Genomic DNA, 25,719 nt, shown 5'->3' with positions numbered 1-25,719 from the left:
GTTCAGGACCCCTCCGCATCCTTCTTTTTCTCAGCCAGACGCTTGGCCTTCTCGGCGCGCTGCTTGCGCGCCTCTTTCGGATCTGCAATGAGCGGCCGATATACCTCTACCCTGTCCCCTGGCTGCAATTCATAGCTTTCCGCAGGCGGTAGCCCCTTACTGCCGAGGGGCTGGGCAAATATCCCCATCTTGGCGCTGTCCGGATCTACCTCCGGATACTCATCTGGAATTCCCGAGCGAATCAAAGCTTCCCGCGCGGTAGTTCCCTGCTTTACCAATAAGCGCATCAGGCGTTGCTCGTGAGGCAGTGCATAAACCACCTCCACCGAAATCATCTTTTCTTCTGTCATTGGGGTTTCCCGTAAATCACTTCGGCACGCTCACACATTACTGCCACCATCTGGTTGGCCAGATCACTGAAAAGCTTGCCGGCAGCGGCGGCGATCAAACGGCTTTTCAGGGAAAATGCCAGGGTGAAAGTCACCTTGCAGGCATTTTCAGAAAGCGGGGAAAATTGCCACTGGCCGGTAAATGATTCAAAGGGACCATCCACCAGTGTCAGGGTCATGCTTTGGGGTCGATCCAGTTTATTGCGGGTAACAAAGCTCTGGCGTATACCCGCGCGCGACAATTCCAGCCGCGCCTCCAATGTCTGTTCATCGCTATGCAAAACTTCCGCCCCGCGACACCCCGGTAAAAACTGCGGGTAACTGGCCACATCATTGACCAGGTCAAACATTTGTTCTGCGCTGTACATCACCAACGCGCTGCGTTCAATTTCAGTCATTCCTGCTGCCTAAGCCAGTCCTTCGGGCACAATCGCCCAGGATCGTCGTCTGGCCGCTAATTTTGCCAGCCAGCGCTACTCAAGCAAGACAATTCCTGTAACAATCGCGTTTTTTGCCATCGGGACACCCCCAGTCTCGCTGGAATAACAAAAACGAAAGCTGTATCCGATAAAAAATAATAGCGAGAGTACTATGACCGCCGTGAGAGAGCATTTTGGGTCAAGGCTGGGCTTTATCCTGGCCGCTGCGGGTTCCGCAGTTGGAATTGGTAATTTGGTGGCATTTCCAGTGGCGGCCACCAAGAGCGGGGGTGCCTTCCTGCTGGTTTACGCTCTCTTCGTTTTCCTGATCTGCCTGCCGGTTATGATGGCCGAACTTGCTATAGGGCGCCGCTCCGACAAAGACCCTGTCGGCGCCTACCGCCAACTCTCCAATGGCTCAAACCTGTGGCGTATTCCCGGATGGCTGGCCCTCGCTACACCTTTTATGATCGCGGTTTTCTATTTAGTGGTTACCGTGTGGGTACTCGGTTACTTAATTGAAACCGTCACCGGCAACCTGGCCACACTGGCAACACCAGATTTCTTTATTCACTTTATTAACACCCCTCAGGTATTTATTTACCTGGTGGTACTGATGCTGATCATCAATGCCATTCTCGCTATGGGGGTTAAAGACGGTATTGAACGCGCGGCAAAAACCCTGATGCCGATGCTGTTCGTTATGCTGCTGGGCCTGGTAATTTTTGTATTGACCCTGGATAACGCCATCCTTGGAGTGAAGTACTACCTGGTACCGGATTTCAGCAAGATCGACGGCAACGTGGTGAGTAAAGCCATGGCCCAGGCTTTCTTCTCGCTGTCTCTGGGTATGGGCATCATGATTACCTACGGCTCTTATATGAAAAAGCGGGACTCCATTCCCGGCTCTTCCCGTGCGGTAGCCATTACTGACACCCTGGTTGCATTTACTGCAGGCCTGCTGATCCTGCCGAGCATCTTCCACTTTAACCCGCAGATTGATCCCTCTGAATTGAGCGAGTCTTCCGCAGGCATGATCTTCCTGTTCCTGCCGAAGATCTTCCTCGCCCTGCAGGACAGCATCGGCTATTTCGGCGCAAGTGCCGTAGCTGCGATCTTCTTCTTCCTGGTTCTGGTGGCAGCAATCACTTCCCTGGTTTCCATTATTGAAGTGCCCATTGCCACCCTGCGCGACGAGCGCAATATGGAGCGTCAAAAGGCCATTTACGTTGTCGCCGGAATACAGTTTGTACTGGCCATCGCTTGCGCCGTTTCCTTTGGCATGGTCAACTGGCTCACTGAATTTGTACAGTTGGCCGGCGTCAACAAGTCCTTCTTCGATTTAGTGGAGATCATTTTCTACGACACCATCCTGCCCCTGAACGGCCTGCTGGTATGTCTGTTCGTGATCTACAAGTGGAAGAAAGCCAACTTTGACAAGGAGCTTCAGGAAGGCGATGCGGCCTTCGCCGGCTCCTTCTCACAAAAATACATAAACTTCTCCCTGGGCACCTTTATCCCACTGATACTGCTGTTGATCTTTATCAACACCGTGGCCCTGAAGTTTTTTGGACACAGTTTTATCTAGTCATTAGAAGTTTTCATGGCCAAGAAAAAGAAAGCGCAAACATCCAATACCATCGCCCTCAACAAGAAGGCCCGGCACGACTACTTCATTGAAGAGAAGTTTGAGGCGGGCGTTGAGATGCAGGGCTGGGAAGTGAAAAGCTGTCGTGAGGGCAAGGCCCAGCTCACCGACAGCTATGTCATTTTCAAAAATGGCGAAGCCTGGCTGCTGGGTTCCAATATCCAGCCGCTGCCCAGTGCCTCCACCCACTATGTCACCGAGCCCGACCGCACCCGTCGCCTGCTGCTCACCAAACGCGAGCTATCCAAGCTGATTGCCGCCGTGGAGCAAAAGGGACACACCGTGGTGGCCACCGCCCTGTATTGGAAAGGTCATCTGGTCAAATGCGAAGTTTGCCTGGCCAAAGGTAAGGCTATGCATGACAAACGCGAAACCGAGAAAAAGCGCGATTGGAACCGCGAAAAGCAACGCCTGATGCGCGCGACGCACAAGTAGTGCACAGAGACAAATAAAAGAATAATTACGGGATTTATCATGAGTGCACCGCGAGGACAGTTCAGCTCGAATATTGGCTTTTTGATGGCCGCGGCGGGGTCCGCCGTGGGCCTCGGCAATATTTGGGGCTTCCCCACCAAAGCCGCCAGTAACGGCGGCGCCGCCTTTGTGGTGGCCTACCTGTTTTTGGCCTTTGCCCTCGCCTACCCGGCACTGATGGCCGAACTCACCATTGGCCGTTACGCACGGCGCAATATGGTACAGGCACTACGCGCTATCTCCACTGGTCCTGTGAGCCGCTTTTTCGGCAGCCTTACCGGCTTTGGCGGTATCCTGGTGGCCTCCCTGATTCTTAGCTTCTACGCCATTGTGGCCGGCTGGATGGTGGCACATCTGGCCGAGCCTTTTGCAGCCCTGTTTGGTGCCCAGGAAGCCGCACAGTGGCTCACCGAAAACAGTACCCAGCGCAATCTGATCTTTACCGCAATTTTCAGTGGCCTCACCATGTTGATTATTGCCAGCGGTGTTGAGAAAGGTATCGAGCGCTGGTCCACCCTGCTGATGCCCTCCCTGATCATCCTGTTGCTACTTTTGATCGCCTATGTACTCACCCAGCCCGGCGCCTTTACCGGCCTGGAGGTGTACCTGATGCCGGACTTCAGTCACTTCACCCCGAAGCTGCTGATTTCCGCCATGGGCCAGGCTTTCTTCTCTCTGTCTCTGGGTGTAGGCACCATGCTGATCTATGGCTCTTACCTGAGCCAGCAGGAGAGCCTGCCGCGCCTCGGTGCCCTGGTCACCCTGATTGATGTTGGTATCGCCTTCACCGCCGGCCTGCTGATCCTGCCCGCCATGTATGTAGCCCAGGAAGCCGGCACCCAGATCTTCGCCGCTGACGGCGCCCTGATTGCCGGGCCCAACCTGATCCTGCAGGTACTGCCAGCACTGTTCGATACCATGGGCGAAGCTGGTGTATTCGTAGCCATTGCCTTCTTTGCCCTGATGGTGATTGCCTCCCTCACCTCCTCCATCTCTATGCTGGAAGTGCCGGTGGCTTTCTCGATTGAGAACCTGGGGATTCCACGCCGTATCGCCACCCCAGCGGTAGGCCTGGTCATATTCGCCATCAGCAGCACCATTATTTACAACTTCGACACCCTGTTTGGACTGGCAGTCAGTATCAGTACTGAATACGGACAGCCCCTGCTTGGTATCGCCCTGTGTATCTTTGCAGGCTGGATCTGGCGCCGTGACCAGCTACTGGGTGAGCTGAAAAAAGGCCACGAGGATATTGAACACACCCTGTTCTGGAAGATCTGGCCCTGGTATGTGCGCATCGTATGCCCACTGTTGATCCTGGTAGCCTTCGCCCAGTCAATTATGTAATCACTCCTCATACCTGCCCCGGCCGCAGCCAGCCGGGGCTACCCTCCACTTTCCTAACACCGCACCAAAACAGCCCCAAACAGCCAGCAAAACATCTAGCACGTAAAAACTTATTGCTGAGGCCAAGTTTGAGGTATACTTAGATGACACACGAGAGTGTTTCTTATCGGGGATGACTTGGATTCGACGCCGGTTACGAAACCTTGGGTGCATGCCGAGATGGCAGCGAATCTCGTAAATCCAAAGCTGTATTTTATTAGTTGCCAACGACGACAACTACGGTGCCCAACTCGCTGCGTAAGCAGCTTGTGAAGCGCTAACTAAGGGTTCGTCCCTTAGCAGTCTTCAGCAAGGTTCCAGTATCGCGCTGTAGACTGTTATACAGAACTGGATCGCCGCAAGCCATACCCGTGGGTAAGCGGTTAAACAACTTTCGGGATCGCCCTATACGTCCTGACCGCCGGGCTGTAATGGGTTAAATCAATAGACGGAGCTAAGCATGTAGAGCCTCTGGCAGAGTGCTGACGGACGCGGGTTCGACTCCCGCCATCTCCACCAAATTGCTGTCTCAGACAGCCCACGAAAGCCCCGCAAACCTAGAGTTTCCGGGGTTTTTGCTTATCTGGACCATCCCAGTTAATCTAAGCTAACCCGTCCAAATTCCATGGAAGGTGAGCTATGCCGCTGTCTGACACCAAGGTCCGCGCCCTCAAGCCCCGCGAGAAGAAGTACATCGAGTCCGATGAGAAAGGGCTGGCAATCGAAGTGACCCCGACCGGGGCCAAGCGCTGGGTATTCCGTTTCCGCCTTCACGGCAAACGCCCGGAGACGGCACTAGGGTTCTCGCCAGATATGAGCCCAAAATATGCCCGCGAATTTCGCGATGAAGCCCGACAGCGTGTTGCCGAAGGTATCGACCCTCGCGATATAAAACATGCCCGTAAGAAATCCGCCTAGAAAACCAGCCGCAACATCCTCACACTATAGCGAGACTTAAAACCCTATCTGGGTTAATGCCCCATTTCCGAGATAAGCCCACCTGAAGTTTGCCATCTGCTAACTGCCATAGACGAATACCATGGCACCCCCGTAGTAAAAGCAGCCCTAAAACTATCTTCCCCTCCTATTATGACAAGAAGCCATCATTATCTTTCACGCCTAATGTGGGTACAAAAAGCTTCATCCCTGCGATTCCTTACCCAGTTTTTTTAGGGAGTATTATGACAAGTGATTAGTCAAACGCTTCGAAAGGTAATGCGGATATAATCCAGTATCGATTTATCTATCTACCAGAGGCAAATAGAGGAAAATGATTATGTGATTTTATAGTGTGCAATCAAGATAATTGACACCAAGGTACCGCTCATAAACTCAAATACTTAAGCTTTGTATGTGGCTATAGACAATAAATCCAGCCCTTTTTATGGACTCAAAAACTACTCCCATGCAAAGAGGTCCTTTCCTGACTTACCATTACGATAAAATTAACTAGTCGGCCCTAAAAAATTCCGTGAAGTCTTGTGACACTAAGGCGAGGTAGATATACCATTTGGTACTGACCTCCTTGACCAACTTGATCCGTCAGATCCACTACTATTACTCTCAAAAGAAATCCCCTGGATAGATTTTGATCGCACTTTTGGGCACTTTTATTCTGACAAAAAAGGACACCCGAGCATTCCCATTCACCTCCTCATCAGTCTACTTATACTCAAGCATTGGAACATTTGAGTGACGGGAATGCTGTACTTCAATGGTAACGAACCCCCTACTATCAGTCCTTCTGTAGTTTAATATCTTTCCAGAATAAAGCCCCCTGCCCCATAGAATGGCTGCATTTTCGCAGCCGCATTGGCGAGTTCATTGTTGAAAAAAATTTCAAGATGTCGGTGCAACTCCATGCCAATCTTATTGAAGATAAAACCGTAAATATCGATACTAAAGTACAAGAGAAATTTATTTATTACTTACCCATCGGATGGTAAGCTCGCGATCAAATTTATTAACCGCCTTAATAAACTCGCTAAACACAACGGTACTCAGCAGCACCTAGCCTATGCCAAGGAAGAAAAAGAAATGCGACTTAAACTGCGTTTCTTTCACCATGTCAAGAAGCGTTCCAACGCAAAAAGAATCAGCAAAATGGCTGCGTACCATAACGGGTATTTTTTGCAGGAATTGAAAAGAAAATTACCTAAAAGTCTTTTACATCTGTCAGGGTGATTTTGCGCTGCGTGAGTGTATCTTGAAACAATATAAAATGATAAATACAAAATCTACAGCTTACACGAACCGCAAGTGTATTGTGTTGACAAGGGTAAAGATCATAAGCCATATGAGTATGGCAGCAAAGCTGCTATTGTCTCTACCGCGAAAGACGGCATTATTCTAATTGCTATGAATCACCACGAAAAAATTCACGATAGCAAGACCTTAGATGAAGTGATTAGCAAGGCTTATGAAGTCAGAGAATCCAAGATTGAAGGGGCCATATGGGATCGGGTCTATCGCGGGAAAGAAGATGGTCGAGGGTGCGAAAATAATTTTCGCCCAAACCTGCGTTGAAAAGGGATGATCGCTACCAGCGAGAAAAGAATCGGAAAAAATGTCGGCGTCGAGCGGCAATTGAGCCGTTAATTGGACACCTGAAATCTGATTTTCTTCTGTCAAGAAACTTCCTTAAAGGCACCGTGGGTGATGCGATCAGCCTTTTCAAGGCCGCATGCACCTGGAATTAAAAAAATGGATAGTTAAGGCTCTGGAAGCTTTTTATTTCGACCTAAAAAAAGCGCTTTCATCAATATTTTTAGCCTCAAATCCACACTCATTAACAATATGGCTCTTTTACTTACGCCTTGAAAGCTGAGTTTGGTACGAATTATCCCGTAATCCCACGCTGCCCGGTACTGGGGGTGGGTGTTTGTTTTTTTCAGGATCAACTACTTAAATAGGGGGTTTACTATGCGCGTAAAACCGATTCCGCAGTATCTAGCAGCGACCGTCTTGGTTGCGTTACTGCAATCCGCGGCAGCCGATCCGGGGGAAAAGCTTCAGAGTCTCGTTCTCTGCAGTTGAGCGTGTCCCGCGAAGGTGCGTCTCAGTCGGAGCCCAACAGGCAAGCCTGGCCGGAGGTGGTCAGATATCGTGCAGATGAAGAGGTGCGTATTATCATCGAACTGCACGGGCCTTCGGCTGCGGAGCAGGCTGGCTTTCGTGCATCGGGCGCTATCGGCACACGGCGGGATATGCGCGCTTTCGTCGCCCGGCAGCAAGAGTTGGGCCTGCGCCAGCGGCAAATAGTCGCCAAACTTCAACAGCGCAAACTGATCACGAGCCACAACCACCGCTTTACTCGTGCAGTAAACGCCATCAGCGCAACCGCCAGGGTGGATCAGCTGCCCGCTATCGCCGCAATGCCGGAGGTACGCGCGGTAACGCGGGACCGGCAGGTACGCGCTTTTCAGGCCGGCAGTCTGCAACAAGTACGCGCGCCGGAAGTGTGGGCAATACGCGATGCGCAGGACAGAGCCGTGGAGGGACAAGGGACCAGCATCGCCATTATCGATACCGGTATCGATTACACACACGAAGACCTGGGCGGCTGTTTCGGCAACGGCTGCCGCGTGGTCGGCGGCTACGATTTCGTGAACGACGATAGCGATCCCATGGACGACGACTCTCACGGCACCATGGTAGCAGGGGTGGCCGCGGCGGTAGCGCCTGCTGCCAAGCTCTACGCCTACAAGGTACTGAACAACTATGGCTTTGGCAGCGAAAGCAACATCATCGCCGCCATTGAGGCCGCACTGGACCCGGACGGAAACCCGCAAACGGATGATGCGGTGGACGTGATCAATCTGAGCCTGGGCGGCGCGGGTGGCAACAACTCGGTTCTATCCGTCGCCGCCAATAATGCCATGCGCGCCGGTGTCGTGGTGGTCGCCGCCGCCGGCAACGACGGCCCCTTTCTCAACTCCATTGGCAGCCCCGGTTCCGCGGAGGAAATTGTCACCGTAGGTGCGGTAGATGGGGCGGGCAACCTGGCGGACTTCAGTTCCCGGGGCATGTTCGGTACCAGCCTGGACCTAAGCAGCAACAGCGTCAAGCCGGAGATGCTCGCGCCGGGCGTGGATATCACCAGTGCCAACCTGGGCGGCGGATTCCAAACTGGATCCGGTACTTCATTTGCCGCGCCCCATGTGGCAGGCGCCGCGGCGCTGCTGCGCCAGTTGCATCCGGAACTGACCAGCGCCGAAATCAAGGCGCTGCTGGTCAACCGCGCCTCGCAGGTGGACGGCAAACTGGCCGAGGTGGGCAACGGGCAGTTGGATGCCTTCGCGGCGGCGAGCGCTCGTTTTCTGGTCAGCCCGCCAACTCTCTATGCAGGGCACTTTGGACAGGGCGCTCACAGCCAGAGATCCCTGCAGGTGGCGATTAAAAACCTGAGCGCTCCTGCCGAATTCACAGTTGCTACCGGGGGTACTTTCCCCGCCGGCGCCGACTTGGATCTTTCCGCCGACCAGTTCGATTTGGAAGTGGGTGCAAGCAGAGCCGAGCTCGTCGACCTGAATGTCGATCACAGTCGAGTGCCCTACCTCGAACCACTTTACCTCGCCTACGATTCGGCGCTTGAATATTTGTCCGGCGAAGAGCGGGTGCGCCTGCCGGTGGCCTTCCATCGCGCGGAGATACTGGCCATGCGTGAATCCGAGGCGCCGGGGGGATTCTGGTCCTATTACGCATTGGTGTTCAATGAGAGCTGGTCTGCCAGGGGAGCCTCTTCGATTTCGAAAGTACTGAACCGGTCCTGCATATGGCGGTGCGTGACGAGCCGATCAATATTCTGTTCGGTACGGACGTCTTTGCTGATGGAGAGCGGTATAACGTCTGGCAAGCGTTTGAAAACCGGCACGGGTCCGATGGTGAACTAGTAGTGCCTGCAAGAGTTCGGGGGCTGGCATTCCCCCTGCAAACAGAAAGCGGCAAGACGCTCCAATTTGTGGAACAGTCACTTGAGGTGACCCACCCCGAAATTCATGGGTCGGCCTTGATCCAGAGGTACGGTGGGGATATGCCGACGACAACCCTGCGCAACCTGTCTGATAACTTTCATGTCAACTATATGGGTCTGGCGGAAGATGGGGACGCGCACCCGCAAGACCGCAAGCTGTATATGGTTAAGCACAGCCAACAGGGCATGTCTGAAGATCTGCACTTCGATCTCAGTAATTCCGGCAGTACGCAATTACTGATCGGTAATTCGTTCTGGAATCGGGAGGGCTATACCGTGGGTTACGGGCTCAATACGTACGATGCCGATATCAACATTTGGTCGAACCCAATCGAGTTGACCCACAAATCGTCCCTGCTTACCCTGCATGGGCAAGAGGAGGATATCGCCGCTTGGCCCACATTTTTGAGTTTGTATGTCCCCATAGGGGAAGATCAGACCACGGCGGCCCACAGTAACGAAATTTCCGTCGGCCGCACGGTCTACCGCAAGCTGCGACCTAGCGATAAGGACTTCACTACCCCCGAGGTAATACTGGAGCGGTCCAGCGGAATCATGCTTATGGGTCAGGGCCCCAGGTATTTTGCTGGGGGCCTGCGCAATGACGGCGGCAATCACCGCTTACTTCCCAGCCACATCGGCAGTATTTCTTCGAGCTGGATAATGGACAGCTGGGGCAACGGCTATAGACCGGAGTCGAAATACCGCGCCCTGTGCCTGCCCGGCGATAGTGAATTGAGCAGCAGCGACTTTATTCAAGAATACTTGTTCTTCGCCGACAGCGAATGCACCTTGGTGCAGGTGGATTTCGAGTACACCACGTCTCTCGGTGAAGAGGAATACACCTCCAGCGCCCGGGTGCAACTCAACAATCTGGACGGTGCCGCCGCGCCGCGTATCGCTATGCTGGAACTGCTGGATGACGGCGTGATTTCGCACTATGCGCGCCGCAACGCCAAGCTGTTTTTGTCCCTCGAAAGCCAGTTGCCGCTCAACTCTGTGACCACCGAGCTGGCGCTGGGCGGGGGTGACTGGTTGCCGCTGGAAACCGCACCGGTAGACGGTCGCTACGTTGCCCAGCTGCCCGAAGTGTCGGAATCCGCCGTCGCCGATCTGCGCATTGTCGCCACAGACAGTGCCGGCAACAGTATGCAGAACACGGTTCGCGGCGCCTTCGTGCTGGGCTTGAATGCGGCAACGGTAGTGGATACCGATAATGACGGCACGGTGGACAGCGAAGATGCCCAGCCCTTTAACCCCCGGTTCCAGCAGGCACCAAGTTCAGGTGTGAAGTTTAATTCAGGTACTGCGGGCGATCGCGAGGCGAGCCCCGGCGAGGAGGATGTGGTGGTGCAGGTATTAAGCCTGGAGACGGACGTGGAGTCGGAACTCAACACCCTGACCTTACAGGCATCCGGCAGCGGGGACGATGGATTGGATATCGCCCGGGCAAAACTCTACCTGGACAACAACAATAACGGAAACCTGGATGAGGGCGACACCATACTTGCCAGCAGTGGGTTTCAAGCAGATGACGGCGAACTGACTTTCCAACTCGACCTGCCGGGACCGCTGGCGCTGGAGCCCGGCGAGAGCCATTTCATCGTCACTTACGATTTTGTGCAGTGAAGGAGCGCAAACTGATGAACGGGAAAAACTTCATACTTAAATCTGCGGTCCCCGCTCTGCTGTTATTAGCTCTGAGTGCTTGTGGCGGCGGTAGCGGCAGTTCGGGTAGCCCCAGCAGCACAGACGGTTCTAGCAGCTCTAGCGGTTCCGGTGGTTCTGACGGTTCCGGCGGTTCTGACGGTTCCGGTGGTTCTGACGGTTCCGGCGGTTCCGGCGGTTCCGAATCTAAAACCTTCTCCAGCAGTATTACCGCCGTGAATATTAGCCGAAAGGACAGCGGTGATTTGCTGCCGGTATCTGGATTGCCTGCGGAAGGAGCAGAAATTACACTGAGCGAATGAATTACTTTTGGGTATAGGGAGCCTAAAAGCCCTTTTTGCTACCTACGAGTAAACGCCAACTGTAGCGTTCCACTTTGGATTCTGTCGCAAACTTTGCGACAGAATCCAACAATAGTCACCCTAAGAGCCGTCCTTGGGCTTTGCACAAAAATATCTTCAGTTGCTTAGAGTTTCGCAATCTTTTCCTCATAGGTGGGGCAACCCCCAACTATTAAACTCTCTTCCCCCTTTCCAGGTAACGGTCTTCCGCTGGTATTCCCCCTCCTCACAGGTAGTTAGTACCCCACAACCAAGGGGTTATTATTTCGTCAAACTCAAGTAGAAGTTTTATCAAAGAAGGGCTTACCCTAATGTTGACACCTATAAAGGTTTTATTCGCGTCAGAACGGGGGCTTGGATACCCTAACTATTGAGCCAGGCCAACTCTCAGGAACAACAGCCTGTTAGTATCCTATACAGCACACACCAGCACAAAAAAAGCCATCAGTTCCCGTAGTTCGCTCTATAGGAAAGGTTTATTGACGGGTTACCAAGTGCACGAAATATTTAATATAGATTTATCAAAAAGTTAAGAGATATTTTCAACCGCCATCTCCTCCAAATCGAAAAAGGCAATCCGGGACAGTTGACTTTTTTATTGCTTGTCCGTGATATATTCAGAAAAAAATTACCCTTCCTCGCTCAGCCATTGAAGAAGCACACACGGGCTTGGCCGCAGGCGGTATTCCCATTGGTAGTATATTAGCCCGTGATGGTGAAATTATTGGCAGAGGCCACAATCAGCGCATCCAACAGGATAGTGTTATCAAGCATGCTGAAATGGACGCGCTGGAAAAGACTGGAAGATTACGAGCGATCGAGTATCAAGAATGCACGCTTTATACGACTCTTTCGCCCAGCCCAATGTGCAGCGGAGCCATACGTCTATACGGTATTAGGGATGTTGTTATCGGTGAAAACAAAACCTTTCAGGGAGATGAGCTATTACTCAGATCTGAAGGCATAAGCCTAACCATCCTAAATAATTCTGACTGTATTAATCTTATGAATGAATTTATCCAGCAGCCCCCTGAGATCTGGCTTGAAGATATTGGCAGGTAAAAGCGGCTGGTCAAAAGTCGAAACTAAATTTCCTTCCGAATATTACAAAGAGTAATTCACGAGCACTGTAGATTATTACTTAATAGGCGAGAAAAATTAAATGAAGGTCTAGCCAGGCACCAAGTATACCAAACCCACAATTTCACTTTTCAACCAGTTCATTTTTCAAAATATTATCAATCACTGTTAATAACTGTGGAAATTTTCTAAATCCATCTGAAGCCAAAAAATGTCCCGAATCAGGAATCGATACAATTGTTGCCTGGAGCTGATCAGCCAACTCTTCTGTCAAATAAAATGGGACTATAGAGTCTTGCGGAGAACCAATCACAATTATCTTGCCCGCCGCCAATATCAATTTACTAAAATCCAAATCCGTTTGAGTAAAACCATCAAGCTGCGGCAGATTTGGAATATTAGAAATAAAGCCTGACACGAGTACAAGCCCAGCAATATACTTCTCTTTTTTGAGAGAATTAAGATAGTTCAGTGTTGCAATGCAGCCAAGACTATGTGCGACAACGATACTATTACTATCGATCTTACCCAACTGATCTGAAAGTGTCTCCTGCCACTCTTCGGGGTTCGGAACCGATGGATTTGGTAGCGACAAAACTTCAGTAGTGATACCACGATCTTGAAGCTCATTTCTAAGCCAAGGAAACCAGTGATCATCTGGTGAACTCATATACCCATGAACAACTGTAATATTTAAATCCCTAACAATCGGGCCTGAGTGCACATAAGTAGATACTGAGATTAATATTGTGACAATCGTGATCCGAGAGAACAAGAACACTGAAAGACTTTTATAACATTTAAATTTCATTGAATTTTACTCTGCCATTACGTTTAAGCTACACTGTAAACCTTAACAGCACTGTCAGAGTCAACCATCAGAAGAGAAAAAATGCGCATTGGTGAACTTTCAAAAATTACTGGTGTAAGTCAGAGAATGCTGAGATTTTACGAAACTGAAAAACTGATTACCCCTGCTCGGTCTAAAGCGGGGTATCGCGAATACTCAAAGGAAGATATAAAGCTGATAAAAAATATAAAAATATTAAATGAAAGCGGAATTAAATTAAAAACAATAAAAGAATTATTACCTTGTATAGAGAGCGAGCATTCAATCCCTCGATTTTATGGGTGCCCTGCCGTTAAAGCCTCACTACAAAGTGAGTTAGAAAAACTTGATGAAAAAATAGTCCAGCTAACACAGAGTAGGAATGCATTAGCGCAGTATGTTGGCGACCTTCTACCAGACAGGGATTAGCTTTTTTCTTTTATCATTTAGACCAGAGTCATGCCGTTCCCCACCATGAATATCGTGCCACATCGCATTTTCACTCCCACCAGAAAGCCCAGTCTTATCTGGATCTTCAAAATCTGATAACAGCTTTTTGGCACGTTATTTAGCCCTCTCCTTCCTCCGCTTTTCATATCCAAGGGAGCGTTTTTGATCTGTCACACAATACTCATCCAGTAGCAATAACCTCGAGAGCTATGAATAAAGTCTTTGCTACTGCAATATTCCCGTAATTTTTCACCGAAAGGCTTCATTTAGAACATCCCAATAACGGCGCAAAAAATGCTATCAAACAAAAGACATCAACATTTTCCCTGATAATGCCTTCGACTTTGTTGGCTGGTGCCCTTTTGAAGAGTAACTTAGGGCGGGTGGCAATTTTCTAGTAGGCCTGATGTTCGATTGCCGCATCAAAGAGGGCTCGTGGTGTTATCCGGCCACTCGCCTTTTCAAAAAAATCAAACTAATGAAGATTACGGAGCATCATCATGGAAGAGACTCTCACACTCTCTCCCGACAGCCTGCAGCGCCAACTCAAAAAGCAAACCGCGTCCCTCACACTCTCTCCTGACGACCTGCAGCGCCTGCTAGGCAAGCAAGCCACACAATTAGATAGTTCGACCTCTCTCTCTTTCGAATTCACGCCAATACCTCAAACAGACCCACTGCGACGTGACCCCGTCCTTAGCAACCTATTGCAATATGAAGCTCGCATGCTCGAGTGGCTCGGTGAATCTGAGGGCAATGCACGCCAATTCGCGCTCGACCCAATTTCGACCTTTCAGCGGGTATGCGACCCGAGCCCCGAGCTGGTCGAGGAGCTGCGCGGCCTGTTTGACCGAGAAGAGCCAAGCGACTTAATTGAAGAAGAAATTGAAGAGCAGCAAGGTCTTCAAGAAGTTGAATCCTCGCCAGACCCGGACCTTTCGCAAGGCTGGGACTTGATCAGTGCCTCGACCCAAGGAGCGGTCAACAATTGGATTAGCGAGCTCTTCGAAGGCGACTCCGGCCAATGGTCCTTCAGCGGAAGTGTCGGCAAGGGCCCCGCCAAGGTTCGCTACGAGTTCGCATTTGATTGTCCCGCCTTCATCGCTCCCGAAGACCAAAAGGCGACGCTCGACCTGCCCATCACAGGGTTCATCAAGTTCCCAGGTATCACAAGCAACATCGAAGATGCGCAGGGCCAAAGCCCCGGTCACGCCCGGCTCGTTCTTGACCTCGACAAAATGCAAGCCAGCGCCAGCATCAACCATTATGGGCAAGTCACCGTGACCATCAAGAAGCCCAACTGGGACATGATGGAACTTGACCTCAACGATATTCAACTTTCAAAGTCGATCAAGGGTCTCGACATTACCGACGCGATGAAAGGAGCAGTCGACCAACTCATCTCAAGTTTTGATTGGCCCATCAAGTACACGGTTGCTCAACACACCCCCCTGCCCGCCGGGAACCTGGATATCGGGGTGATGTATACAGCCTTTGATGGCGACTCCGACTCAAACCTGTTCGGACTTGGAATATGCCGTGGGAATCGCCAGCCAATAGACGCGCTTCTACCACAGACTATCCCTAGCAACTGTACATCGGCGCTCATCGTATCCAACGACATCATTTTGACTTCGGTGGCCGCGGCGATTGCTGAAGCAACGCCACTGACCTCATCGCAGCTGACGGTGACCGATACCTACCCCGAGAAAATGTACCTCAACACAGACGTCGAGGATGTGATTGAGGGTGCGCATATCAAAATCAAAGAAAATAACCTCCAAGCGGCGTTCAACAACGATGGCGATCTTGTTATCAGTGCCGACATCAGAGTCAAGCGTGGGGCCATGACCCTGTGGGTCTACCAAACCCTAAAGCTCTCTGCGACGATAAGCTTCAACGCCTACGACGATGTGCTCAACATTCAGGTGAAAACAAAAGCGAAGCTCCCTTTCTGGTGGGCATTCGTTCCGCTTGGCTGGGTCATTCAATTGATCATCTCAATTTTGAGTTCAAAGAAAGGGAGTGTCGACATCGCAATTCCCGGCTTCCAGGTCAAGAAGACGAATTCGCCCGCCTATCTCCAGGTTGGCGGTGACTGGGCCTATATGCCAATCAAGCTTCATTCCACCCCAATCGCGCCTCCAAATATTCAGATGATGCACATCAATCAGCAGCTGGATGAAAACGGCGGAAGGTTCCGGTTTGACTTCAGCAAATACGGCTCAGAAGTGACGAGCTTTATCGTTGCCGCCACCTACTGGTTCTTCAAGTACGAAGGAGGTACGGACCACCAGACTCAAACGCTGGGCCTGTCGCTCACCCAGGTCCACAACAAGAATGCCGTCCTCACCGTCACTCCAGACGCCACCTTGTTCGGCCAGAAGAAAGGTTTAAGCCCCTCAGACTCCCAATTGACATTGTCATGTATCGCAGTAGTCGACGGTCCTAAAGACGGTGTGATCCTACCGAGAACCATCACCGATATCCCCGATGAATCAACCAGCCCATACATCCCCCTCGATGAGCCAGAGGCTTATGCTGCCCTTGGAGGCTGGGCGTGCGAGTACCACAAGGACAACGACCCGAGCGAACCCCCAAAGTCACACCACGTTCGCACCATTGAGCTCGATGCAACCACCGCGGTTCCTAACAACTACGAAGTGGGTATCCAATCGACTGCACAGATGCATGATGACTCGGGCAACAATGCCATTGCATCGATTGATGGCAATCTCATTGAGCTGAGCAATAGCCCCCCTCTGATCGCAAAGTACGTGACAAACCTCCAAAACACGAGTGATGACGTGTATGTCGAGATGGGCCAACCCATAAGCGACGCAGCAGTGTTCCTCTCTGGCTATCGCGTCCACTACGACAGCAGTGACCACGACATCCGGCAAGTCGGCGGAGGTTCGGAAACCTATTCCACGTCAGGCTCGCAGGTCATACTGCACAATCCACACGCACTCATCGGCGACGGCGACTCGGGAAACAGCAAGCACACTCAAGAAAACAGCGAATCGCACGTGTCGTTCCTAATTATCGCAGTACCGGAGTAAATCGCGCGGTTGCTCAGGTGGCCATTACACGCCTGGGCAACCTATTCGTTACCAGAATCCCGCGACGGTGTGTACACGCTCCAGTCTTCTTTGGACGCCGCACCGTCAACGCCCCACGACAAACTGTAGTGGCGCGCAGTTTGTTAGTGAAAAGTAAGCGATGCACGAACTACTTACGATACTGAATACTGTGATTTATGTACCACTGACTTTGCAGCAGCGTTTGGACCCTTTGCCTTCAAAAAGCTTTATGGATACTCCATGATTTCTAGTGGGCAGGTACGGAAATAATATTTGAAATTTTTCTGTAGATTTATAGAGCGAAAGCCCCAAAAGTCGCCGAAGTCCTAGCGAAAAATAATGTGCCTGGAAAAGAACCCAAGCAAACGAACCTTTAATCAGAACTACCCTACTTTATCGACCAGCCACTTCATATTATTGAGATCGCGCGGTTTTTGATCAGTAAAATCAGGCACCTTGGTGTAAAGAACGCATAGAACAATACGCTATGCCCTATGCTTCAAGTACTCTTAACAAATTAAACAGAGTGTTGCCATGAATAAATCCAGGCATGAAACTTTTATGCAAGCAGCGATTGAGGAGGCACGTAAGGGTTTAGCTGCGGGAGGTGTCCCCATTGGTAGCGTAATCGTACTAAATGATGAAATTATCGGCAGGGGCCACAATCAGCGTATCCAACAGGATAGTGTGATCAAGCATGCTGAAATGGATGCATTGGAAAACACAGGGAGGTTGCGCGCTGCCGATTACCAAAAATGCACGCTTTATACGACTCTGTCACCCTGCTCAATGTGTAGTGGAGCCATTCGCCTATACGGCATTAAAAATATTATTATCGGTGAAAATAAAACTTTCCAGGGTGATGAATCATTACTCAAATCTGAAGGTGTAAGCTTGGTTGTTCTTAATAACCTTGAATGTATTGACCTTATGAATCAATTCATTCAGCAACACCCTGAAATTTGGTATGAAGATATTGGCGAGTAAGAAACCATTAACTGCAAAGTGTCTTTATAGTGGCCAGCCTATAAACCAAATTATTAGAAAAGATTGACATTTCATGGATTCTTTCGATGTTTACACTGTGGCTTTCAAGAATTCAATTGTGTTTGAGAAGCTCCACGGCCCCTCCTCAGCACCAATATGACACATTACTGGTCAGCCTGATAGTTGCTAAGCAGGCCCAATCGGTGAAGGCTGCAACAGCCACCAGATATGGGCCCTAGCCTGAAGATACCTGAGGTACAACAACTATCCTAGATGGAAGTTTCAGCAGTAAGAGCAGCCCTAAAACTACCCCCTCTCCTATTCTGCCCCCTGGAGAATTGGGAAAACTTGTGTGGACAGAAATCAGTTGGGGTGCCAAGCACATAGAACTGCCCAGCGACAAAATGAAAATGGGCCAGCCACACATTATCCCTCTTGCTGAACAGGCTATTGCCTTACTGCAAGAACTGGAGCCGCTAACAGGCCATGGCAAATATGTTTTCCCATCAGCTCTAGGCCAGAGCCGTCCACTGTCTGATAACGGTGTGAAGACTGCGCTTAGGTCACTGGACTATGACAATGAAACCATGACCGCCCCCGGATTCCGTGCAATGGCCCGTACTCCATTAGACCGCGACACTCGGCAGATTTAATTTAGAATTCGCGTTTTCATCAAGGAAAAAATTGAATGTGGCACGTGCATCTCAAATCAGAGAGGTAGAACACATTCTTCAATGGATTTACGAGGATAAAAGGATATGTCTATCAACGAACATGCAACCAAGGTACAGGTGAGTCGACTGGTTAACACCGCTCTGGCAGCGATTAAGAATAAAGATCCGAGACTTGATCAGACTCTGGTCCACACTTTGGATCAACTCAGCTTAATCAGCCGGAACCTGAATACCGCCAAACATAACGTACAGCACTTTGGTGGAATTATGGCGAGCGGTGCTCATGGACAAAACGCCTACCGAGCCAATCAATCCATGAACTCGAAGCTTAGGACCCTCTCATCACTTGAAGCCTTCCTCGCAGAAGAATGGAAAAAGCTTGGTAAAGCAGTTGACGCATATAGGAAACAGCTACCATGGGAAGGCAAGACCGAATTGGAACTCCTGGATATGCTTGCGGGAGAAATCGAGTCGTTCGATAAATTACTTAAGAAAAACGTCATTCAGGTTCCAAAGCACCAGTCCAATCCACATCAAACGATGACCCTTCAAAGAGAAATCACCCAATTAAAGGCAATACCCGCTCATACAGCGCCAAGTATGCTTGTCTTAATTACCATCGGCCTTCGGTTATTTGCAATGTACGTCGGTTCTAAAAAAGTGACTAGCAATAGATAGTCTCGATTTCCCTTTTAGCAGTTTGCTAGGCGCTGAACGTTTTTCATCCGACAGGATCAATGCCTGTCGGAGCCTTATAAATAAATGGGGTCAGATCAATATTGTGTTAGGAATACCCACATTTATGGTAAAGCCATACATAGGCGTTCCAGCAGCATTTCCGTCACCCGCCTGGCAAACTGTTTCTCGATAGATTGAACCAGACAGAATTTGTAGCCCCCCACCAGAAAGTTCCCGAGCACCGATACTCCCGATTGAAGTAACGCACATAAAAGGCGTGATGGGACACCCACAGAAGATAAAGCATCCTACGTCACACCATATTGCGCTGTTTATACACCAGCAACACGCGGATGACTGGGATCTAAAAGAAGTGGTGTCTCGTTGGTATCGATTATGCAAAGGCTCAGCTTTATCACAGCGTTTTTGTAGAGATGAAACCCAGATCACGCCGAACCCACCCAACTCACAGAAGTAGTAAAAATTTGGAAGGCACGACTTACCGATGCCAGTTGGTTCATGCGCTATCTGAACGAATCTATTGCGAGAGAGACCAACCGTGAGACTGGCCTTTTATATTTTTTTCAAATTAGAAGGAATTTCTATTTCCCCAAAGCCCACCTAGTAAGGGGCTAAAAGGCCAGGAACTGTTGCCTCTAGCACAAATTTATTGGCCGGTGGATTAAGGTAGTCGAAATGCCAGGTTGATCGAATATTGCTACTTAGAGGAGAAAATCATGGCTCTGTTTTATGGTGAAACACTACAAGAAAAATTGACATTGGATATTTTTTAAGTGGATATGTACCCTATACAGAGGAAGCCTCTCGTCTCTACAGGTTCTTCTTAGCCATGATTAAAAGCCTAGTCAGAACTACCCTGTAATGGGTGCTCAGAATACTGTCCAGAAAAGCGATACAAAACTTCAGGCGGACACCTTTATCAAAAGGGTTATAAGCAGTAGCGAGACAATTACAATGAAAACGCGCAAAACCAAACCCTTAAAAAATATTTCGCAAATTTAAAAAGCTGATTGCTTTGAAAACTGCAACTCTCATAAGACCCCAAAACTTCATTTAAATTCTGGGTTAGAGAAATGAAAGCTTCTCGACACCCTCCTTATAAAGTTGCATTTCTTCGCGGTAAGTACACCTAAAAATATAGGCGCCCAAATAATCTTATTGGAATTTATTCAGTTTTCTTCAGCGTCAAAGCTGCGTAGAATCGAAAGATATTTATCAAGATTCTGGGCAGTGATAAAACCGGCTTCTAAAAGCCAACCGCCCAAGATAAAACAAGAACATCAAGAATTTTCTAAAAGACCCATCCCCAAAGGAGAACGGTAGCGTGACGTAAGAGTAAGTAAAAGGCGCTGGCCCAAGGTGCGGCAACACCCGGGGCCAGCTAACCAAATTGATATCGACGTTATCAAAGTGGCTACATGAATGGTACGCTAGAAACCCGCTCGTCTTCAATAAAAGGTTGCACTTTCAGCAGCCTGAGGAGATTCCCTAAGCACAGGGAGTCTAGCGCCCGCCTTTTCTTCTTTTACGCCTACCGTTCTCGCGCCCCTCCTAATACCTGCAACCGATATTACTTTCCTGGCCTTTCCGTTGCGGGAGGTTTGCCAATGCTTTGCGTCTCATTAGGAAACCGATATGTTGATTTTAAACCGCCGTACAGGCGAGAACCTCAGGATTGGGGAAAACGTCTCAATCACAATATTAGAAGTTAAAGGTAATCAAGTGCGGGTAGGCATAATCGCCCCAAGGTCCTTACCGGTTCACCGAGAAGAAATTTATAGAAGAATCAAAAGACAACAGGGGCAAGACAACGGGGGATAAAAAAACAGATTCTCCTAGTAGAATGAGTCCTAACAATCCTGCTTAGGCCCTACTGCTCCAAGGACGATAACAACCGCAACCCTTGTATAATCGAACAATCTGTCCAGCATTTAGGGTTTCCCTATTCCAAAGGTCCTAAATGCTGGACAGAAAACTTTAACAGCGCCTAGGCAATGTTAATTAATGTAACAATTTAGCCGGCTGTACCACTTAATGCAGAAGATACAAAAACCGGCAAAATACGTTGTTCAATCAAGCCCAGGGTTTTTTCTTCATCGCCGCGGCCGGTGATAGCTATCACCAAATCCAGGTCTTCGATGGATATCACATACTGGCCACCACCGCCCCAGCCAAATTTCGCTAGGTATTTCTTGTCGCCAACCTTCAGAGGGGTTCGCCAGAAGAAATAACCGTAGGAGAAATTGGTGTAGTCAAACTCATCATCTGTAGGAACAGCTACCTTACCAGTGGCCTTGGTGATAAACGCTGCCGGAATCAGCTGGTGGCCATTCCATTTGCCTTTATTGAGTACCAATGTACCCCACTTAACCATACTGCGCGATGTCATCATGGCTCTTGACCCTGCCTGGGGCACCCCACTAACGGCTTCCTTCCAATGATAGCTATCGATCCCCATCTTCTCTAGCAGCTCTTTTTTAATAAAGTCGCTGGCGGAACCGGGAACCACGGCATCCAGAACCAACATTGCAATCATTGGGTCTGAGCCTTGATATAAATAAGTTTGCGAATCAAGAGTGATCGGCTTACTGTGACTTAGATAGATTTGGGCTAGCTTTTTCCCGGTTAACTGCTCAGGTTTTTCTAGTAAGGCATCGAGTTTTTCCTCTGCAATACGGATTCCTGACTGCATGCTCATGGCATGATTTAGTGTGACAAGGTCTGCGCCTTTAACAAGCTGCTTCCTATCCAATCCTTTCAGGAAGGAAGTGACAGGCTTGTCTAGGTCTTCCATGGTCAAATACCCTAACTGTATTGCCCGCCCAATTGCCAGGGCTGTATAGGCCTTGGTGGCAGATGCTTGTGGGTGAGGCAAGTTGACACGGCCAAGGGAATAGTAGGATTCAAATACCAGCTTGTTATTTTGGGCGATAAGCAGGCTATCGTAGGGGGTATGTTGATTATCGGCTATTTCCTGGGCCAGCTTTTGCAAGCTTTCCTTAATTGTATCTATCTCACCAACAGGAATACCGTCTTTTCTATCCGCTGGCGCCGTATCAATAAACGCCTTTTTGAGCTTTGGCGTGGATCTCTCCAGGTTTGGGAGGTCACTACGATAGTCGGCCATATTTATTTCTGGTGCCTTTAAGTCTCCCGCGCCTGCAGTAGCGCTTATGCCGTACATTAGGCCGATTGTGATTAGTTTCTTAAAAATCATCTTATATCCTCAATTTAACTTTGAAGTTTTTTTAATATGATTCGATATACCATTGGTTAGTGTTTCAGCTTATCGGCAAGCCAATAAATACTGCGCACTGATGACTTTGGGAATGCTGTAGTGTGATTCGCCGATTCGATAACCGCTGGCTCCAGAGTTAAATTAGCCAATTTTTGGTTCTTTAACTCACCAACAAACTTTTCTACTGCAGCGCCCAATTCCTTCTCTAATGCACCGTAAGCAATAAATACATTGGTTTGTTTGGGTAGTTCCATCAGTGGTTTGTTAGGCTCTGATTCAAGACGAGAATCCATATAAGTGTCTATCAATCTTGATGGGCTACCGATAATATAGTTTTGAAAAGTATCCGGTTGGCTCATTAAGACATAAACACCAAAGAGCCCCCCGAATGAGTAACCGAAATAAGTGCGGTTATCTGGATTCGCGCGGTAATTGCTTTCGATATACTGTATAACGTCATTTCTTATAAAGGCGAGATACTGATGGGCCTCTCCTTTATAGGTTTTTTTATCTTTATTATCTGAGGGTAGTGCTGGCTTAAAGTCCCGATATCGACTTGACCATTCATTTTCATCAGCTGGCATATCCTTCTGCCAACTAATACCCACCAAAATGGCATCTTCCAGTGCGTATTCAGTAGTAGCCGATAGTATTTCAACTGCCCATAAAGCGTCTGTATAGTAAATAACCGGATGCTTATTAGTATCACTCTCCTCGTATTTTTCAGGCAGCTTAATAAACAGCTCGTATTCTCTATTATTGCTGGAGTCCTGAATGGGTATTATTTGGATTGTGGATAACTCCAGGGCCTTATGCTCACCTGCTTCAAGGGCAGCGATAGGTAGCAACAGGAGAAAGGCGACTAGTAAACGCTTTTTCATATCAGTATTTATACCGTTACATGTGATCGGAGAAGCGCTCAATCTAAACAAGGAGCCAGTGAAACACCTGAAGTGCTCCTGATTTTTCGATGACTTTCTACTGCTGGCATAAAGTGCTTATTTATCAATAGGTTACAAGGCGCGCTTTAGATATGATCAGGGTTTATGCTAGTATCGATAGCAAAAATTCAGCTCAAATTTTGCTCAGGTAGATACATCAATGGCTTCACAATATTGGGTGGGTGACTTCTTTATTGATTTATCCAGAAACCAGATCACCCGACATGAGCAATCACAAACTATCCCCCCTGTCTTAACCCACTTGGCAAAGCATCAGCGAAAGGTAGTGAGCCAGGATGAGCTACTGTCTGAAGTTTGGCCCGATACAATAGTCACACCAAATACGCTGCAAAGAAGTATTGCGCAACTTAGAAAAGCCTTTGGGGAGGATCGCAAGCAGCAGTCTTATATTAGAACCCATGCCAAACAAGGTTATAGCCTGGAATGTGATATTGTTTGGCAAGATGGTGATTCTATTCCACAGGATAAGACAGTATCGGAAGAAAACGCCCTCTCTCCTGCTCCCCCTGCACCCCCTGAGCCTGTAATAGATATACAACCAAGTAATCCGGATTATCAAACCCAGTCAGTTAAACCAAATAGATTCCCAATATTTGCGCTTATTGGGATGGTATTTTTGATATTTGTTGGATTTAATTACTCTTCACCCAAGCAAAACGCTCAGCTTATATTTGATCGATTACAGGCAGTAACGGCTACGGATCACAAAGAGTTTGGCCCCTCATATTCACCTGATGGTGAATATATTATATTTAATCGTTATTTGGATAAGCTCTGTGTTAATAAAATCTGGGCCAGAAATATTCATACCCAGAAGGAGACGGAATTAACTCCAGAATGGGGTACTTATGGCCGCCATACACTATCACCAGATGGCAAGAAACTGGTATTTATTTCTGAAGAAGACTGCACCATACCGCTAACCCAGAATACCTGTTACAACCTGGTAAGCCTGGATTTTCAAAAGGCATTAGTCAGCTCACAGCAGCCAAATATATTAATGCGCTGTAAGAACTCGGCCATTAAAAATCCGGTATGGTTAAATAACAATGACCTCGCTATTTTACATAAAGAGTCTGATCGTTGGCGGCTAATCAAATATTCAGTGAGAGATAACAGCAGTCAGGTACTTTATGACCTGGAAGAGGGAAACCTAGCTCACTTTGATTATTCAATCGATGACGATTTAATAGCCGTCACCAGCTATCATCAAGATGGCCAGCTTTATATCGATATGCTGGATTCTAAGGGGGCGCTTTTAACCAGCCATCCGATTGACTATCCAGATGAGATACCTGAACACAGAGCCATTTCCCCTAACTTTTCACCGAGAGAGGATGAGCTAATCTTTAGTACAGGGCGAAGACTCTTCTCTCTCACCTATGATGGCAAGGTCAGTAGAATTCAGTTACCTCTGGACCAGTCTGCCAGCTCTCCAGACTTTCATCCAGGTGGACATAGAGCACTGGTTATTAAAGGGCAATACGATAGTGATATTGCCTTGATACCGCTAAACCTGCCTGGGGCTAGCACCACACCTTCAGAAGAAGATGTCAGCACAATTTACCCAAGCGCCACACGGTCGATTTCCGGGGAGGATGACGGTATTTTCCAACCCAATGGCAACTTGATTGCGTTTACCTCCAGGCGCTCTGGTGAAGACCAGGTGTGGGTGACTGATGGTAGTGATTTACGGCAGGTATCTCAGTTTCCAATCGATACCAATATCGACGGTATCCATTGGTCTGCCGATGGAGAAAGTATTCTGGTAAATGCCAATAACAAGCTCAATAAAATTTTCTTGGATGGCCGTGTAGAGGGCTTGCCCCTGAATGCGCCTGTTGATCAGCTCTTCCAGTGGGACAGTATCGATAATTCAGCGTTATTATCCTTGACGATTAAAGGGGTTACAAAATTTGCAGAAGTCGATTTAGATAGCCTTGAGCCCAGGTTTATCAATGAAAAACCAGTTAGCTGGGCCCAGAGGACTAAAGATGGCCGGCTGATCTATATGGACCATATGAACCGCTTTTGGCAGCCCGGCCCTGCTGAAGACCAACTAATTGAGAAGCTGGTTAATCAAGGTAGCGAAAAGAGATTTGTTATCAAAGAGAGTGTGATTTACTCAATCAATCGAGACGACCAGCTGTGGTCATACAATCTCGACACCGATAACTTTTCCATTTTAGGGAACATGCATAGGGATATCGATTACTTGACCGATGTTAATCAAGAGAACCTGATGATTACCTATGTTGTTGCCGCTAAAAAGGAAGTGGCTGAGCTTTTCTTACGGCAATAGCATTACGACAATACACTCTTTTTATTTCTAAAAAATAAGATGGTTTCCTAGAAACCATCTTACTATTCCATCACGATATGATGCGGACTTTAATATTGCTAAAGCTCAATTAAAGAAC

General features: G+C 48.8%; 22 protein-coding genes and 1 other RNA gene. 18 read left to right on the top strand and 5 right to left on the bottom strand.

The window, feature by feature from the left end; translation table 11 throughout:
• Window positions 1-2: 2 nt before the first annotated feature.
• Both P3339_RS03785 and P3339_RS03780 read right to left on the bottom strand, forming a co-directional pair.
• Window positions 3-350: an RnfH family protein gene (locus tag P3339_RS03785; protein WP_020414624.1), complete on the bottom strand. Its 348-nt coding sequence runs from the start codon at window positions 348-350 to the stop codon at window positions 3-5.
• Window positions 347-787, bottom strand: a complete 441-nt coding sequence (locus tag P3339_RS03780; RefSeq protein WP_020414623.1) for a type II toxin-antitoxin system RatA family toxin — start codon at window positions 785-787, stop codon at window positions 347-349. Before P3339_RS03780 ends, P3339_RS03785 begins: the two co-directional genes overlap by 4 nt.
• 193 nt (window positions 788-980) lie before the next feature.
• On the opposite strand from P3339_RS03780, the gene P3339_RS03775 reads away from it, so the two are divergent.
• From P3339_RS03775 to P3339_RS03730, 11 genes are all read left to right on the top strand, one after another.
• A complete protein-coding gene (locus P3339_RS03775) occupies window positions 981-2,396 on the top strand; it encodes a sodium-dependent transporter (protein ID WP_282952478.1) in 1,416 nt (471 codons plus the stop codon).
• A 15-nt stretch (window positions 2,397-2,411) separates the two neighbouring features.
• A complete protein-coding gene (gene smpB, locus P3339_RS03770; protein ID WP_020414621.1) occupies window positions 2,412-2,891 on the top strand; it encodes an SsrA-binding protein SmpB in 480 nt (159 codons plus the stop codon).
• Window positions 2,892-2,930: 39 nt separating this feature from the next.
• Window positions 2,931-4,277: a sodium-dependent transporter gene (locus tag P3339_RS03765; protein WP_282952477.1), complete on the top strand. Its 1,347-nt coding sequence runs from the start codon at window positions 2,931-2,933 to the stop codon at window positions 4,275-4,277.
• A gap of 168 nt (window positions 4,278-4,445) precedes the next feature.
• Window positions 4,446-4,835, top strand: a transfer-messenger RNA (tmRNA) gene (ssrA, locus tag P3339_RS03760).
• Window positions 4,836-4,955: 120 nt separating this feature from the next.
• Window positions 4,956-5,234 (top strand): Arm DNA-binding domain-containing protein, encoded by a 279-nt coding sequence (locus tag P3339_RS03755; RefSeq protein ID WP_282952476.1) that lies wholly within the window; start codon window positions 4,956-4,958, stop codon window positions 5,232-5,234.
• A 585-nt stretch (window positions 5,235-5,819) separates the two neighbouring features.
• Window positions 5,820-6,008, top strand: coding sequence for a transposase (locus tag P3339_RS23740; RefSeq protein ID WP_502867327.1), 189 nt, complete (start codon window positions 5,820-5,822; stop codon window positions 6,006-6,008).
• 567 nt (window positions 6,009-6,575) lie between these two features.
• Window positions 6,576-6,842, top strand: a complete 267-nt coding sequence (locus P3339_RS23735) for a hypothetical protein (RefSeq protein WP_502867315.1) — start codon at window positions 6,576-6,578, stop codon at window positions 6,840-6,842.
• Between the two features lie 593 nt (window positions 6,843-7,435).
• Entirely contained in the window at window positions 7,436-9,208 is a 1,773-nt protein-coding gene (locus P3339_RS03745) for a S8 family peptidase (protein WP_282952474.1), read from the top strand.
• The gene (locus tag P3339_RS03740) at window positions 9,091-10,917 is read left to right on the top strand and encodes a hypothetical protein (protein WP_282952473.1); all 1,827 of its coding nucleotides are present in this window, start codon (window positions 9,091-9,093) and stop codon (window positions 10,915-10,917) included. Before P3339_RS03745 ends, P3339_RS03740 begins: the two co-directional genes overlap by 118 nt.
• 14 nt (window positions 10,918-10,931) lie before the next feature.
• Window positions 10,932-11,258 (top strand): hypothetical protein, encoded by a 327-nt coding sequence (locus P3339_RS03735; RefSeq protein ID WP_282952472.1) that lies wholly within the window; start codon window positions 10,932-10,934, stop codon window positions 11,256-11,258.
• A gap of 654 nt (window positions 11,259-11,912) precedes the next feature.
• A complete protein-coding gene (locus tag P3339_RS03730; RefSeq protein ID WP_353056912.1) occupies window positions 11,913-12,359 on the top strand; it encodes a nucleoside deaminase in 447 nt (148 codons plus the stop codon).
• Between the two features lie 142 nt (window positions 12,360-12,501).
• Here P3339_RS03730 and P3339_RS03725 read toward each other — a convergent pair whose 3' ends face one another.
• Window positions 12,502-13,188, bottom strand: a complete 687-nt coding sequence (locus tag P3339_RS03725) for an RBBP9/YdeN family alpha/beta hydrolase (protein ID WP_282952471.1) — start codon at window positions 13,186-13,188, stop codon at window positions 12,502-12,504.
• Window positions 13,189-13,269: 81 nt separating this feature from the next.
• Here P3339_RS03725 and P3339_RS03720 point away from each other — a divergent pair, with 81 nt between their 5' ends.
• From P3339_RS03720 to csrA, 6 genes are all read left to right on the top strand, one after another.
• Window positions 13,270-13,635 carry a MerR family transcriptional regulator gene (locus tag P3339_RS03720; protein WP_282952470.1) on the top strand — a complete coding sequence of 122 codons (366 nt, stop codon included), beginning with the start codon at window positions 13,270-13,272 and terminating at the stop codon, window positions 13,633-13,635.
• Window positions 13,636-14,156: 521 nt separating this feature from the next.
• Window positions 14,157-16,718, top strand: a complete 2,562-nt coding sequence (locus P3339_RS03715) for a hypothetical protein (protein ID WP_282952469.1) — start codon at window positions 14,157-14,159, stop codon at window positions 16,716-16,718.
• 555 nt (window positions 16,719-17,273) lie between these two features.
• The gene (locus P3339_RS03710; RefSeq protein WP_282952468.1) at window positions 17,274-17,726 is read left to right on the top strand and encodes a nucleoside deaminase; all 453 of its coding nucleotides are present in this window, start codon (window positions 17,274-17,276) and stop codon (window positions 17,724-17,726) included.
• 350 nt (window positions 17,727-18,076) lie between these two features.
• Complete coding sequence (locus P3339_RS03705) at window positions 18,077-18,379, top strand: tyrosine-type recombinase/integrase (protein WP_282952467.1); 303 nt, start codon at window positions 18,077-18,079, stop codon at window positions 18,377-18,379.
• A gap of 105 nt (window positions 18,380-18,484) precedes the next feature.
• Entirely contained in the window at window positions 18,485-19,078 is a 594-nt protein-coding gene (locus tag P3339_RS03700; protein ID WP_282952466.1) for a hypothetical protein, read from the top strand.
• Window positions 19,079-20,734: 1,656 nt separating this feature from the next.
• Window positions 20,735-20,920 carry a carbon storage regulator CsrA gene (gene csrA, locus P3339_RS03695; protein WP_282952465.1) on the top strand — a complete coding sequence of 62 codons (186 nt, stop codon included), beginning with the start codon at window positions 20,735-20,737 and terminating at the stop codon, window positions 20,918-20,920.
• Window positions 20,921-21,113: 193 nt separating this feature from the next.
• Here the strand turns inward: csrA and P3339_RS03690 are convergent, their stop codons facing one another.
• Window positions 21,114-22,316: a serine hydrolase domain-containing protein gene (locus P3339_RS03690; protein WP_282952464.1), complete on the bottom strand. Its 1,203-nt coding sequence runs from the start codon at window positions 22,314-22,316 to the stop codon at window positions 21,114-21,116.
• Between the two features lie 56 nt (window positions 22,317-22,372).
• On the bottom strand, window positions 22,373-23,218 hold the full coding sequence (locus tag P3339_RS03685; protein WP_282952463.1) for an alpha/beta hydrolase: 846 nt from the start codon (window positions 23,216-23,218) through the stop codon (window positions 22,373-22,375).
• Between the two features lie 220 nt (window positions 23,219-23,438).
• On the opposite strand from P3339_RS03685, the gene P3339_RS03680 reads away from it, so the two are divergent.
• Entirely contained in the window at window positions 23,439-25,601 is a 2,163-nt protein-coding gene (locus P3339_RS03680; RefSeq protein ID WP_282952462.1) for a winged helix-turn-helix domain-containing protein, read from the top strand.
• The last annotated feature ends 118 nt before the right edge of the window (window positions 25,602-25,719 follow it).

The sequence above is a fragment of the Microbulbifer sp. MLAF003 genome, assembly GCF_030012965.1.
In the GTDB taxonomy this organism is placed as follows: domain Bacteria; phylum Pseudomonadota; class Gammaproteobacteria; order Pseudomonadales; family Cellvibrionaceae; genus Microbulbifer; species Microbulbifer variabilis.
The sequence above is the reverse complement of the archived record's forward strand: the minus strand, read 5'-3'. Positions and strand labels throughout refer to the sequence as shown.

Bases quoted from the DNA above. Each gene is read 5' to 3' on its own strand.
- P3339_RS03785 (WP_020414624.1), bottom strand. From the start codon at position 350: ATGACAGAAGAAAAGATGATTTCGGTGGAGGTGGTTTATGCACTGCCT.
- P3339_RS03780 (WP_020414623.1), bottom strand. From the start codon at position 787: ATGACTGAAATTGAACGCAGCGCGTTGGTGATGTACAGCGCAGAACAA.
- P3339_RS03775 (WP_282952478.1), top strand. From the start codon at position 981: ATGACCGCCGTGAGAGAGCATTTTGGGTCAAGGCTGGGCTTTATCCTG.
- smpB (WP_020414621.1), top strand. From the start codon at position 2,412: ATGGCCAAGAAAAAGAAAGCGCAAACATCCAATACCATCGCCCTCAAC.
- P3339_RS03765 (WP_282952477.1), top strand. From the start codon at position 2,931: ATGAGTGCACCGCGAGGACAGTTCAGCTCGAATATTGGCTTTTTGATG.
- P3339_RS03755 (WP_282952476.1), top strand. From the start codon at position 4,956: ATGCCGCTGTCTGACACCAAGGTCCGCGCCCTCAAGCCCCGCGAGAAG.
- P3339_RS03740 (WP_282952473.1), top strand. From the start codon at position 9,091: ATGGCGGTGCGTGACGAGCCGATCAATATTCTGTTCGGTACGGACGTC.
- P3339_RS03735 (WP_282952472.1), top strand. From the start codon at position 10,932: ATGAACGGGAAAAACTTCATACTTAAATCTGCGGTCCCCGCTCTGCTG.
- P3339_RS03725 (WP_282952471.1), bottom strand. From the start codon at position 13,188: ATGAAATTTAAATGTTATAAAAGTCTTTCAGTGTTCTTGTTCTCTCGG.
- P3339_RS03720 (WP_282952470.1), top strand. From the start codon at position 13,270: ATGCGCATTGGTGAACTTTCAAAAATTACTGGTGTAAGTCAGAGAATG.
- P3339_RS03715 (WP_282952469.1), top strand. From the start codon at position 14,157: ATGGAAGAGACTCTCACACTCTCTCCCGACAGCCTGCAGCGCCAACTC.
- P3339_RS03710 (WP_282952468.1), top strand. From the start codon at position 17,274: ATGAATAAATCCAGGCATGAAACTTTTATGCAAGCAGCGATTGAGGAG.
- P3339_RS03700 (WP_282952466.1), top strand. From the start codon at position 18,485: ATGTCTATCAACGAACATGCAACCAAGGTACAGGTGAGTCGACTGGTT.
- csrA (WP_282952465.1), top strand. From the start codon at position 20,735: ATGTTGATTTTAAACCGCCGTACAGGCGAGAACCTCAGGATTGGGGAA.
- P3339_RS03690 (WP_282952464.1), bottom strand. From the start codon at position 22,316: ATGATTTTTAAGAAACTAATCACAATCGGCCTAATGTACGGCATAAGC.
- P3339_RS03685 (WP_282952463.1), bottom strand. From the start codon at position 23,218: ATGAAAAAGCGTTTACTAGTCGCCTTTCTCCTGTTGCTACCTATCGCT.
- P3339_RS03680 (WP_282952462.1), top strand. From the start codon at position 23,439: ATGGCTTCACAATATTGGGTGGGTGACTTCTTTATTGATTTATCCAGA.